General features: G+C 41.4%; 9 protein-coding genes and 1 pseudogene. 9 read left to right on the plus strand and 1 reads right to left on the minus strand.

Annotated features, from left to right (window positions below):
- The 9 genes and pseudogenes from ACO1D1_RS22100 to ACO1D1_RS22140 all read left to right on the plus strand — a co-directional run.
- A pseudogene (locus tag ACO1D1_RS22100) lies at positions 1-288 on the plus strand (gfo/Idh/MocA family oxidoreductase); the annotation flags it as partial.
- 372 nt (positions 289-660) lie between these two features.
- The gene (locus ACO1D1_RS22105) at positions 661-1,380 is read left to right on the plus strand and encodes a YesL family protein (RefSeq protein WP_423337127.1); all 720 of its coding nucleotides are present in this window, start codon (positions 661-663) and stop codon (positions 1,378-1,380) included.
- Positions 1,381-1,495: 115 nt separating this feature from the next.
- Positions 1,496-2,392 carry an ABC transporter permease gene (locus tag ACO1D1_RS22110; protein WP_423337236.1) on the plus strand — a complete coding sequence of 299 codons (897 nt, stop codon included), beginning with the start codon at positions 1,496-1,498 and terminating at the stop codon, positions 2,390-2,392.
- 17 nt (positions 2,393-2,409) lie between these two features.
- A complete protein-coding gene (locus ACO1D1_RS22115) occupies positions 2,410-3,288 on the plus strand; it encodes a carbohydrate ABC transporter permease (protein ID WP_423337128.1) in 879 nt (292 codons plus the stop codon).
- Positions 3,289-3,343: 55 nt separating this feature from the next.
- Positions 3,344-4,093, plus strand: coding sequence for an extracellular solute-binding protein (locus ACO1D1_RS22120; protein WP_423337129.1), 750 nt, complete (start codon positions 3,344-3,346; stop codon positions 4,091-4,093).
- 5 nt (positions 4,094-4,098) lie between these two features.
- Positions 4,099-4,923 (plus strand): hypothetical protein, encoded by an 825-nt coding sequence (locus ACO1D1_RS22125; RefSeq protein WP_423337130.1) that lies wholly within the window; start codon positions 4,099-4,101, stop codon positions 4,921-4,923.
- A 66-nt stretch (positions 4,924-4,989) separates the two neighbouring features.
- Positions 4,990-5,580 carry a hypothetical protein gene (locus ACO1D1_RS22130; protein ID WP_423337131.1) on the plus strand — a complete coding sequence of 197 codons (591 nt, stop codon included), beginning with the start codon at positions 4,990-4,992 and terminating at the stop codon, positions 5,578-5,580.
- Positions 5,581-5,663: 83 nt separating this feature from the next.
- Positions 5,664-8,267, plus strand: a complete 2,604-nt coding sequence (locus tag ACO1D1_RS22135; RefSeq protein ID WP_423337132.1) for a beta-galactosidase — start codon at positions 5,664-5,666, stop codon at positions 8,265-8,267.
- A gap of 18 nt (positions 8,268-8,285) precedes the next feature.
- Positions 8,286-9,770: an arylsulfatase gene (locus ACO1D1_RS22140; RefSeq protein WP_423337237.1), complete on the plus strand. Its 1,485-nt coding sequence runs from the start codon at positions 8,286-8,288 to the stop codon at positions 9,768-9,770.
- Positions 9,771-10,004: 234 nt separating this feature from the next.
- Here the strand turns inward: ACO1D1_RS22140 and ACO1D1_RS22145 are convergent, their stop codons facing one another.
- Positions 10,005-13,121, minus strand: a complete 3,117-nt coding sequence (locus ACO1D1_RS22145) for a beta-N-acetylglucosaminidase domain-containing protein (protein ID WP_423337133.1) — start codon at positions 13,119-13,121, stop codon at positions 10,005-10,007.
- Positions 13,122-13,288: the final 167 nt, after the last annotated feature.

Here is a 13,288-nt window from a genome sequence, read left to right on the forward strand (position 1 = left end):
AATATGGAAGAAAATAGTATTTCTATCTTTGACTTTCTCACAAAACATGAAACCATTATTAAATTTGACAACCCGGTCGGCGGACATGGCGGCGGCGATAACGGCATTATGAGAACGTTCCTTCGCGAAATTCAATTTGGAAATAGCGGGCACGGCGTTTCTTCTGCGTCTGCATCGGTAAGAAGCCATCTCATGGCATTTGCAGCGGAAGATTCAAGGCTTCAGCAGGGAAAATCAATTAATATTGACGATTACTATGAAATATTGGTAGAAAATTTCAAAGGATAAACGGCGGGGTTGAAAGCTATCTTCTTGGCAGTAATCAGGGGTTATTAACTCTTTATGGAAAGGATTATATAATAGGTTGATGGGTTGACAGGTTATCCCGTTGCCTTTATATTCGAATTAGTTAGAATTCTCTGTGTAGAACTAGCGCTGTACAGGGATAATAATGAAGGGTCCTTTTTTTATCGCTGAATGGAAAACGTTTGGATGTTATTATGAAAACACTCTCATGGATACTTGAGCAAAAGTTATAATAGCCAGCGTTCTATTAGTAGATGCGGACCTTTTCCGGCCATCGCATGGGAGCATCGACAGGTAAAAAAAAACCAAGCAGAACAAAGGTTATGAGTGACATCTAGAAAGGGAGAATACTAAATGGGAAATAGAGGATTTATTGGGGGATTCTATCAACTGGCTGAGAAAGTCATGAGAATTGCACAATTCCAATTGCTTTGGATAGGGTTAACATTTTGCGGAGGGATTGTGCTGGGGGTTATGCCCGCAACTGTTGGTCTCTATACGGTGATGCGTAAATGGATCGTGGGGAATGAAGATAACCAGTCATATGTCCGCTTGTATTGGACTGCATTTCGGAAGGAGTTTTGGAAGGCAAATGCTTTAGGGCTTATTTTGACCATTGCGGGCTTTCTGATTTACTTAAACTTTTCCCTCATCCGTTTCTCTCATGGATTTATGTATTGGTTTCTATTACTCTTTGTTTTCATGCTAAGTATTTTGTTTTTAATTATTCTACTATATCTCTTTCCTGTTTTTGTCCATTTTGAAGGTACATTCACTCGATATATTAGTATTGCATTATTACTGGGCCTATCATTCCCATTTCATACCCTGCTGCTGATCATTGGGTATTATGTGCTGTATCTATTATTTTTTACTGTACCTGGAATGATTCCATTCTTTAGTGTAGCGCTGTTCTCCTGCTTGTCCATGTGGGTATCTTTGAAGGTATTTCAACGTGTGGAAGGGAGAGAGGGAGACGGTGCTGTCAAAAGACAGGTAAGATTCAATGCATTATTTCAGAGAAATTCAACCCCTGCTATAAATAATAAAGGCGATTTTGGATCAAGTACTTAAGCAAGAATAGCCCATAGAAGGATGTGATAATGAGATGGAAAATTTACAAGGAACAACAGAAATAACAGGAAATCTAAAGGGACAAGTAGATGTAAACATCACACCCAAAAAGAGTATGATAAAAAGATTGTGGAAAGAGCGATACCTCTATCTTTTGTTACTGCCGGGACTCCTTTATTTTATTATCTATCGGTATATCCCGATGGCTGGAAATATCATTGCTTTTCAAGATTATAGCGCATTTCAAGGTTTTCTTCATAGTGAATGGGTGGGATTGAAACACTTTAAAACGATTTTTGAGGATCAAGAAGTCATTCGAGTATTGTGGAATACCTTATACCTGTCTTTTCTTCAAATCGTCTTTGCTTTCCCAATCTCTATTATTCTAGCAATCATGCTGAATGAAGTGAGATCAAGCTTATATAAACGAGTGATCCAATCCATCGTTTATGTTCCCCATTTCTTATCATGGGTGGTTGTTATCGGGATTGTCACGATTTTACTAAAATCAGATGGAATTTTGAACAAATTACTTGGAAGTGTTTTTGGGATGGACACAGTTCCTTTTTTACAAGACCCGCATTGGTTTATGCCGTTAGTGGTTCTAGAAGTTATTTGGAAGGAATCTGGATGGGGGACCATTATTTTCCTTGCTGCGTTATCTGGGATTAGCCCTAGCTTATATGAGGCTGCCGCTGTTGATGGTGCCAATCGTTGGCAACAGATATGGCATATTACATTACCTGCCCTAAAAAGTACCATTGTTATCCTATTAATTTTACGACTAGGCAGTGTGTTGGATGTTGGTTTTGAACAAATTTACTTAATGTTAACACCGTTCACGATGGAAGTTGGAAACGTACTTGACACGTTTGTCTACCTGAAAGGGATTCAAAACTCTGATTTTAGTTTCGCAACAGCGGTTGGGTTGTTTAAGTCTGTAATTGGACTGATCTTAATCGTTGCGGCCAACCGATTAGCGAAACGCTTCGGAGACGGGGGAGTCTATTAAGAAAGGAGTGGCTATACGTGCTAAAGAGTAGAACAGCATCAGAAAAAATAGTAGATACGACCAATATCATTCTTCTTGCGCTGATTGCACTGACCATGTTGTTTCCGTTTTATTATATGTTTGTTGTATCGTTTGCAACGTACGAAGAATTTGTCAAGACAGATTTATTGCTATTTCCGAAAACATGGGTGTTAGATGCATACGAGTATATTTTAGGCTCTAAAGAATTCGTCCGGTCACTTGGAGTTACCATTTATGTAACCGTAGTAGGTACATTAGTTAGTTTAATGTTGACGGCGATGATGGCCTATTCCTTATCAAGAAATATAATCGGTCAAAAATTTTATGTATTTCTCGTATTATTTACATTTGTATTCGGTGCGGGAATGATCCCAACCTATATGATTGTTCAGGCAACAGGGTTAATGGATTCTCTTTGGGCTTTAATTATTCCAGGTGCCATAAGCTCGTTTAATTTAATTGTCATGAGGCAGTTTTTTATGGCATTGCCAGTAGACCTGACAGAGGCTGCCATCATTGATGGAGCAAATGATTTGCAAATTTTCGCAAAAATCATTCTCCCACTATCGAAGCCAGCATTAGCGGCCTTTGGCTTGTTTTATGCAGTTGGTATATGGAATTCTTATTTTTCAGCATTACTTTATTTGAGTGATCCAGCAAAGTGGACAGTGCAGGTTGTTCTAAGGCAGCTGGTCATTCTAAACAAGGGCGATTTACTAGATGTTGGGATGCAGGCAGGAATGGATAATCCGCCGCCAGCTGAAACGGTTGGAATGGCAGCAATCCTCATTGCGACCGTTCCTATTCTGATCGTCTACCCATTCTTACAAAAACACTTTGCGAAAGGAGTGATGCTAGGATCGGTGAAGGAGTAGCGTTTATGCAGCTTATTAGTAGTAACTAAGTATCATATCAAGGGGGAAAAATTAGATGAAACGTTTTATGTCCATTACATTATCGTCTGTTTTATTGGCGGGTTCACTTGCAGCTTGTTCTCCAGATAGTGAAAAAACTTCATCAAATACCAACAAAAACGAAAAAATGGCCATCACTTGGTTTGATGGTACTTGGGAAAATCCAGTTCCAGAACCAGGTAATGAAGCGGCAAAAGCATTAAATAAAAAGTTTAATATTGACTTTAAACCACAGTACATCCCGTTTGACCTTTATGATGATAAACTGACAGTGAAAATGGCCTCCGGTGATATCCCGGATGTAATCGGGACAGAAGGCGCAGATACAAATTATATTAAGTGGGCGAAACAAGGTGCATTTTTACCATTAAATGATTATGTAAAGAAGTATGAAAACTTTAAAGATATCCCACAGTCTGTTTGGGATGCGGTAAGTTTAGATGGGAAAATATATGGAATTCCTCTTTTCTTCCCGGCTTCTGGCGGAAAGAAACCTATCATTCGTCAGGATTGGCTTGATAAATTAGGTTTAGAAATGCCTACAAACTATGAGGAGTTAGAGAAAGTCGCAATTGCATTTGCAAAAGAGGATCCGGACGGTAATGGCAAAGATGACACTATTGGTTTAGGACTTGCTAAAGGAATTGTGTATGACCCTGCATTCGGTGCATATTGGGGCAATAGCTGGTATCATAAAAATAAGGATGGCCAACTAATTCCAGGGCAAATTTCTGAAGGAAAAACAAAGAGAAAATTACTTCTCTAAGTGAATTGTTTAAAGCAGGTGCGCTGGATAAAGACTGGCCTGTTAAAGAATATAATGAAGTCTTTAAAGATTTTAATGCCGGTAAAGTAGGAATTTGGTATGAGCAGCCAGGAACCCAAAAGGGTGCACAACCTAATAACCTTGACTTGTCTACCTTAAGAAAGAACGCACCTGAGGCAAAAATTACAGCTATTCCTGCCTTCGAGCAGCCTGACGGCAAATCTGGTTATGTATACGGTAGTGGTTATTATCGAATTTGGATGTTAAGTTCAAAATTAAAAAATGATTCGAAAAAGGTTGAAAAGATTTTAGAAATGATGGACTATATGGCCAAGTATGTACCTGCAAGTGACCAAAAGCCAGATAATGAATATTTTGATTGGACAATGGGCGGCGAAGGCAAAGGATATACGATCGTTGATGGGCAGCCGGAAAAGTCGGCAGACTATAGTAAATATGCTCCATTGGCACTGTTTAACGAGAAACTTGGTGGATTTGCTGTCGGTGAAAAAGTCATGGAGGATTATGCAAAACAATCCAAGGCACCTGAATCAAAAGAATTTAATAGTGTAATGTATGATATGCTTTCAAAATCTAATTATTATATCAGCCCTGTTGGACGTATTCACTCAGATGTTTATAACGAAAAGATGGCTGCTTTAAACCAGTATGCAGCGAATGAATTAACTAAGATGATTGCAGGTCAAAGACCAATTTCTGAGTGGGATAAATTTGTAGATGAGTTTATGTCCAAAGGCGGAAAAGAAGTCATTACTGATGTTAACAAACTATTAGATGAAAGTAAGATTGAAGGAGAATGGCTTAGATAATAAGTAAGAAAATACGATCCTCTGGGAATCTTCGGAGGATTGTTTTTTTATAAAAAGGTGAGGAAAATGAATATACGACAACGAATAAAAGAACTTGACAACATTTGGTATCATTATAAAACTCACATTCTTATTGGAATTCTAATAATAGCTGCATTGGTTCCTCTTGCTTTTTTTGACAAGCATGAAAAGCCCACAGCATTAAATGTTACGTTTGTTGGTAATACAATAGAAGATAAGCAACAGCAGGCCCTTCAGAAGAAAGCTAATTTCCAAATGTTAAAGCCAGATTCGAAGTCTGAAATTAAGTTGAATTTTTGGAGAATAAATGGGAATTTAACCACCACACAGGATAATATGGATTTATATCAAAAATTGCTTACCCAAATTGCAGCAAAAGACATTGATATACTTGTTCTTGATAAAAGTGACTTTCTAGTCTTGTCACAACAAGGGGCATTTAAAGATTTGGATTTTATAAATAAAGTTAACCATGACAAAAAAAGCAATAAAAACGCAATTGATTTAACTGAACATGCGCTCCTCCGCCAAGCCGGATTTAATTCGGACAATAAGGTGATGGCCATCCTATCCAATACGAAAAAGGAAGAAACGGCGATAAAATTTGTTCAATGGTTTATGAAGCAGACAAATTAACATGCTCTCAGAGGTTCAGCTTGCTGCTAGGCTATAAACTGTTACCAAGATTTTTTAGGGCATTAGAATTTTGGAGGGAAATCATGATTACATATGATAAGAAAAGTTGGAAGATTAATAATGAACGAGTCTTTATTCTATCAGCAGCGATCCACTATTTTCGCCTGCCTAGAGCAGAGTGGGAGGAAGTGTTAGAGAAGGCGAAGGCTGGGGGATGTAATACAATTGAAACCTACATTCCATGGAATTTCCATGAAATGAAGGAAGGCGAGTGGGATTTCACGGGTGATAAGGATTTAGCCTATTTTCTGCAATTATGCGCTGACAAAGGATTATATGTGATTGCACGGCCAGGACCTTATATTTGTGCGGAATGGGATTTTGGCGGACTGCCTTGGTGGCTCTCTACGAAAACGGATATTCAATACCGTTCTCAGGATCCGCTATTTTTACAGTATGTCGATCAGTATTTTGATCAGGTCATTCCAATCATTGATGACTACCAACTGACAAAAAAGGGTACCGTTATCATGGTTCAAATTGAAAATGAATTTCAAGCATATGGAAAACCGGATAAAGCGTATATGGAATATTTACGGGACGGAATGACAGCAAGAGGGATTGAGGTTCCTTTTGTTACATGTTATGGAGGCGTAGATGGGGCTGTAGAGTTCCTTAATTTCTGGTCGAATGCCAAACATGCAGCCAAAACGTTGGATGAGCGTTTTGAAAATCAGCCAAAAGGAGTTATGGAGTTTTGGATTGGCTGGTTTGAACGATGGGGTGGAAATAGAGCAGATCAAAAAACCCCTGAGCAGCTTGAACGTGAGTGTTATCAGCTATTAATCAATGGTTATTCGGCGATCAATTATTATATGTATTTTGGCGGTACTAATTTCGATCATTGGGGCGGCCGGACGTCGGGTGAACAAACCTTTTCTACGACATCCTATGATTATGATGTGGCAATCAATGAGTATCTGCAGCCAACGAGAAAATTTGAAGTGTTAAAACGAGTACATGCCCTGATTAATTGGTTAGAACCGCTCTTTACCAATGCGGAACAAGCGAGTACCGATGTGAATCTCCCAGGTCACTTGACATCCCAGCGGATTGTCAGTCCCTTCGGTGAGGTCCTCTTTATCGAGAATAAACGAAATGAACGGGTCCAATCCCACCTTTTTCATCAGCATGAGAGAATTCCGTTTACGGTTGAAGCAAATGCGATTTTACCGATTGTCCGGAATGTAGTGGTGAGGGATGGCATTACCATCAAAGCGCTTACGGGCCAGACAACAGGTTTTGAGTCAACGAATGCGGTAATTTATCACGAGGAGGGCCAATGTTCTACTTTATTATTACAGCTAGATCAAAAAATCAGTGTCCATTGTCCACTGCCCAATCGTTATGAATGGGTTGAGGATGATCTTTTGCTATTTACCTTCTACCACGGAAACCAGCCGCAAACCGTTCAGCTTTCCTTTGAGGATGGTTCCGCCTATTCGCTTGACATTGTATCAAGATGTTCGTTGGAAGAACATGTAACTGAATTGGAGCAGGGTGCACCCCTTTCTCCGTTAAAATGGGAATGTGCTGATGAGCCTCTTTGTTTTTTAGCAGATGATGTGAAAATGGCTGAGAAGCCGCTTGATTTCAGTAGCTTTGGGCAATTTAGCGGCTATTTAGGGTATGAGAGTGAGTTTACGGCCCAAGAGGCGAAAAACACAACGATGGTCTTTCCGCGGATTGAAGATCCTGTGATGGTCTTTTGTAATGATACCTATGTCGGTAAGCTTAGTAAGATAGGGGCAGCAGCCATCGAGGTTACCGTTAAGGCAGGGAAGAATAAGTTAACCTGTCTCGTTCAAAATATGGGGCGTTTCAACTTCACTCAAGCGCTTGGTGAGCCAAAAGGCATAAGTGATGCACCTGCCCAAAATGCAAAGTATCTTTCATTGCTTGCAGGCTGGCAGGTGGAAGGGTGTGGCCGGCACCATCATTTATCGCAGATTCCATCCATTGGCGGGCGTATTGGTTTTTTACGATCTTTCCAAAATCTTGGGTATGACCGGGCAATTCTTGTCGGGGATGGAGTTTCTCTTGTAAGGGTAAATGGAAAACCAGTCAAGATGTTGATGGACAGCCAGACTGGCTGGTCGAGAGGCAGTGCGGTCTATGGAGTTGCGGATCTTAGCGATGTCCTTATACAGGGGGAAAATCTGTTGGATTTAGATGTTCAACATGTGTCGAGTATTCGCCGGTTTGACCTTTATTTATTTAACGAGAAGGAACAAATACTTGATTGGAAAATGAAATCCTTTGCCCAAATTGAGGAACAGAAGGATTGGGACGAACAGAATGATCCTCCAAAGGAATCTATTGCACCACGCTGGTACCGCAGCCGTTTTTCTTGGGATCCAGTGAATGGCTCTGTAGTGAAAGTCCGGTTTAACCACATGAGTAAAGGGTGCTTCTGGGTGAATGGCCATTGTTTAGGAAGGTATTGGAATATTGGGCCTCAGGAGGATTATAAAATCCCGGCATCCCTGCTCGCTGAAGAGAATGAACTGGTCATTTTTGATGAAGACGGTGTGACGCCGGCGGATGTGGTGATTCATTGTTATACACCATCCGTAAGGATATCAAAAGGCAACAGTCAGCAGCCAGTCTTGATGCTGGAAAATTAGGAAGGTTGGTACAATTTGATGAAACCGAATATCTTATTATTGATGGTTGATCAAATGCGCGGAGATTGTTTAAGTGTGCTGGATCATCCTGTCGTTGATACGCCCAATCTTGATCAACTGGCACGCAACGGGGTTCTTTTTCAACAGGCTTATACAGCTACACCCTCCTGTGTTCCGGCGCGGGCATCGGTATTAACGGGAATGTCGCAAACGGGAACAGGCCGTGTCGGCTATCAGGATAAAGTACCGTGGAATTATGAACATACGTTGGCAGGAGAGTTGACGAAAGCAGGGTACCATACACAAGCGATCGGAAAAATGCATGTCTATCCGGCAAGGAATTTACTCGGTTTTCATAACGTAGTCTTGCATGACGGCTACCTGCACTACAACCGTTTTAAACATCAAAATCTTGAAATAGAGTCCTATAATTACAGCGGTGATGATTACCTTCCGTGGCTGAAGCAGCAGGCGGGAGCACAGGCTGATTTGAATGACTTAGGATTGGATTGCAATGCCTCTACGGTAGCAAGACCGTGGCATTTGCCTGAGTCGATGCATCCCACGAATTGGGTCGTCACGCAATCGATCGATTTCTTAAGAAGACGGGATCCGTCCAAGCCTTTCTTTTTAAAGATGTCCTTTGTCAGACCGCATCCGCCGTTTGATCCGCCGCAGGCCTTTTTTGATATGTATAAGGATCTAGACCTTCCGGATTCACCGGTAGGCGATTGGGCAGAAACAGAGGATCCGGGGAAACAGGGATACAATCCGGTTACCTCGAAAGGAATTGTGCCGAAGAATCGCTTAAAGCGGGCACAAGCTGCCTACTATGCCTTAATCACCCATATCGATTATCAGATTGGCCGGTTTTTAATGGCGATGGAGGAGCATGGTGTGCTCAATAATACGGTTATTCTCTTTTGTTCGGATCACGGGGAATTGCTGGGAGACCACCATTTATTTCGTAAATCCTTAGCTTATGAAGGAAGTGCCAAAGTTCCCTTTATTCTCTCGGATCCTGGCAATCTCTTAAAGCTTCAGAAAAACCAGAAGGTGGATCGTGTAGTGGAGCTAAGGGATATTATGCCGACTTTATTAGATGCTGCAAAGGTGGATATTCCAGATAGTGTGGAAGGCAGGAGTGTATTACCCCTTTGCCGGGAGCAGCAGCCGGAAGTGGAGTGGCGTGAATATATTCACGGTGAACATACATTGGGAGAAAGCTCTCATCACTACCTGACAAATGGGAAGGAAAAGTATATTTGGTACTCTCAGACAGGAGAAGAACAGCTGTTTCATTTGGAACAGGACCCGCAGGAATTGGTCAACCTTTCAGCCAAAGCTGAATGTGCAGATCGCTTGCATTTTTGGAGAGAACGGCTCATAAAGGAGCTTGAGGGAAGGGAAGAAGGATTTACTGATGGGAAGAAGCTAGTTGTCGGTAGAAAAACAAAAGCATGCCTTGCTCATATCTCTAGCGAAAAGAAACCAAGTGTCTAATGGAAGGTAGATTACGATAAATTTCACATGCGTAATCATAACTATAAGGATAAAACGAAAACCGATCTTTCACGAGAGTTGTAAAGGCAGAAAAGAGAGAGTGCTTGTACGAAACAGCACTCTCTTTATTTATTGTTTAGGTAACCAAGAAATTTATAAAAAATGAACCTATGGATCACTTGGTATTAGTTGTCTGAATCCGGTTCCAGCGTCTTTTGTTCTGATCGTATCAACTTACTGTTTGTCGATTTTAATTTCAGAAATCGTCGGTGTTTTGCCTTCTGGCCATTCAATTTTTACATCCAAAATCTCCGGTAATTGTTTGGTATCAAAGGATTGATAGCCCGATTCGATGGTTCCGAGATGTCTCCAGCCCGTAACCGTTCTGACGGAAACCTTGCTGCCGGATAAGGTAGTTGGATCTTCTAAAATGGTAATTCCTGTTACACTTGCTCCCGCTTCACCGACATGATAGAGAATTTCCCCAGCTTCAGTTCCTGCCGGCATGAACTTCGTATTTAGTTTACCATCAATGAGATGATCCTTCACAAAGCCTATTTTAACGGCGGCATTCGTGGTAATCGTAGGATCATTGCTTTCAGGGTAGTACTTGCCATCGTTGATGACGATTTCCTGCATGCGAACCCACTTATCTGAGCCAACCTTTGTTCTTGTTAACTTAAAGCGCAAATACTTGGCTTTTTGATCTAAATCACGGACTTCTTTTGAACGATAAGGTGCTTCATATTGATCAAAAATCGCATCGCTTTGGTCTTCATTCGCCGCTTCGCCCTCGTTGGCACCGTCCTGGTTTCCGAAAGTCATCACGGACGTCCACTCGTTTCCATCTAAAGAGGCCTCAAGAATGGCATGTCTTGGAAAGTCATGTTCTCCTTCTGTAATTACTGCTTTCAGACTGTTCAGCGTGATTTCTTGACCCAAATCAAACGTCATATATTTCCCGCTTATTTGACTGTTTTTTAACCAGCCTGGTGTAGTAAGGTCGCCATCAAACAGTCCCAGCGGATTCTCCATGCTGGTGTAATTCGTTTCTTTCACAGATTTTGCTTCAACCTCAAACGAAGTCACTTTGAAACTGTCTAACGTAAATTCAACCGGCTTTGCCTGTTTGTTCAAAAGCCTTACATATCTGGCATCCGCTGGGCCGGTGTCACTTTCTACCTTTTTCCACTTAATACCGTTTAAGGAGGACTCCAATGTTAAACCCTTGACAGAAGGCGCCACAATCTCGGTCACATCTTTAATCCGGCTTAATTTTACCCCGAAATATTCACCTTTTTTGAGCGTAAACTTACCTGCATCGGTAATCGAGGTCACAGATTTCTCTTCATTTAATGATACATTTTTATAAGCGTCGACATTTGTAAAAATGCTTGCCTTTGTCACCGGTTTCTCAAGGTCTAGCAACGCTGCCACCTTTGGTGAAATTTTGCTCTCTAGGTTCGTAGTAAATGGCTGCAGCCGTTTTTTTGCTGGCTTTGTTTTCATTGTGCCGTTTAAGAGCGGACGGTCATAGTTTAAGCTTTGCTGGCGTAAAGCCGTTGCTTTGGCAAAATGATCCCATGTTTCTGCTTTATTGCCCGCTTCAATGGCCAAGTCTGTTTGAATAAACTCAATATCCGCCAGAACCATGTCTCGTAATGCGTTAACAAATGGTGCTAATTCTTCTTTTAACTTTTCGTTTTTCGTTTTTTCTAAAAATCCATCTGCGGCATCGGCAATTTTTTGCAGTTCTGCAATGGCTTCCGGTGCAGCATTTTTTAATGATTCCCCGTTATTCACCTTCGCAGTGACGGAATCTAATAAACTTTTAATCTCTTCACTTTCGGACAATTTAAGACCGTTCGGATCAGCATCGGACATATGTTTTGCTAAAGTATGAAGCTCTGCCGCTGCATCTGACTCGATGTAGTTAAAGCTGTCTTCCCAGCTTTTTTGCGCATTGAACGTTTCCGTGTTCCACGCATAATCGGCCACAGCGAAAATAGCAATCTTTGAAGCTTCTGCTTCCTGCATCGGGTTTGTTACGGCCCCGGCTAGATTTTTGATGCCAGGCTGGAGCATTTCGCCTTTTCCTAAGAATACGCGTGACATATCGACATCATTCACTGGCCAGTTTAGCCAGAATAATGGATCCCTTCTTTCGACGCCGCCATTGCTTCTAGTTTTAAACGTATCAATGGTCGACTGGACAATTGGTGCACAAGTAGTCGAGCCCGTCCAGAAAATTTGAATGTTTTTATCGAAGCCTTTTTCATAGTCGTTTAATTCGTTTGGATTCCACGCCCAGCTGGAATTGTAGCTCGCAGGACAGTACAAGATATCATAGACATCGCCCTTTGCCTTTGCCCATTCCGAAACTGAATGCATCAAGGCGACTACATAATTACGCGGCAGGCTGCCGACATCATCGCCTAACACACCGAACTGCCGCACGCCAACATCGTATAATTGGTCGAATTTGGCCAGCATCTTATCGGTGTTTTCTTGAAGTTTCAGCATCGGGTCGCCGCCGGTTTGCGAGATTCGTGCTACTTCTGCTAGTGGCGAAATCGTCCAAACGAAGCGGGTTTTATTCTCATTCCCAACTTGAGCCATTTCTTTAATTTCTGCTAGTTTCTCAGGTGGATAGAGTTCAGCCCACTTTTCACGGTGATACGGGTCGTCTTTTGGTGCAAATACATAAGAGGTCGCTTTAAATTGACCGGCAAAGCGCATCAGTGACATCCGATCCTCATTGCTCCAAGGAATACCGTAGTAGCCTTCAATAAATCCTCGGATTTTTGTATTGGCATAGTCATTAATCGTTAAATGCCGGACTTCTTTGTCAGGAGCTTGTGCCAGAATGGCATTTAACGTAACGACACCATAGAAGCTGGCATCTGTATCTTTTCCAACAATCGTCACTGCATTTTTTTGAATGTCTAATTGATAGGCATCAATTTTTGAAAAATCCATACCTTCGCTGTTTACGTTCGCAGCAGCATAGGTATCCACCGGGCCGTTCGAGCCTTTCGTACCTACTAAAATATTAATTTTGTCTGCTGAAGGCTGGGTTCCAATGTTCGGAGCCGGGTAGCCATTTTGTTTCAACGTGTTTTCTACTTTTTTCTTTGTTACGGAATCAATGGTGTCGTCGTAGATGACTTGAAGCGGTTTGTCTAATTTTAGTGCCCCTTCATGATAGGTGACATGATGTGGTACAGGGTAGATTTCATATTCGATTGGTGAATTTGTTTGTGCGGAAGCAGTAGGTGTAATCATCCCAATAACTGTAGTAAATACCATAGTAAAAATAATTCCTAGTTTAAGCCAAAGTTTTGTGTTCAATACCTTCCCTTCTTTCTGCAAAATTTGATGTGGCGGTATTTTTCTATCCTCCTTTCTCGTTATCTATAATTGGTTCTCTATTGAAAAATAAAAAGGCATGGAAAACAACCGAGAATGCTCTCGTTCTGTTTTCCATGCCTAGTATGATCTAGTCACATGAAACCAAT

The organism is Neobacillus sp. 19 (genome assembly GCF_049463095.1).
GTDB lineage: Bacteria > Bacillota > Bacilli > Bacillales > Cytobacillaceae > Neobacillus.

Bases quoted from the DNA above. Each gene is read 5' to 3' on its own strand.
- ACO1D1_RS22105 (WP_423337127.1), top strand. From the start codon at position 661: ATGGGAAATAGAGGATTTATTGGGGGATTCTATCAACTGGCTGAGAAA.
- ACO1D1_RS22110 (WP_423337236.1), top strand. From the start codon at position 1,496: ATGATAAAAAGATTGTGGAAAGAGCGATACCTCTATCTTTTGTTACTG.
- ACO1D1_RS22120 (WP_423337129.1), top strand. From the start codon at position 3,344: ATGAAACGTTTTATGTCCATTACATTATCGTCTGTTTTATTGGCGGGT.
- ACO1D1_RS22130 (WP_423337131.1), top strand. From the start codon at position 4,990: ATGAATATACGACAACGAATAAAAGAACTTGACAACATTTGGTATCAT.
- ACO1D1_RS22135 (WP_423337132.1), top strand. From the start codon at position 5,664: ATGATTACATATGATAAGAAAAGTTGGAAGATTAATAATGAACGAGTC.
- ACO1D1_RS22140 (WP_423337237.1), top strand. From the start codon at position 8,286: ATGAAACCGAATATCTTATTATTGATGGTTGATCAAATGCGCGGAGAT.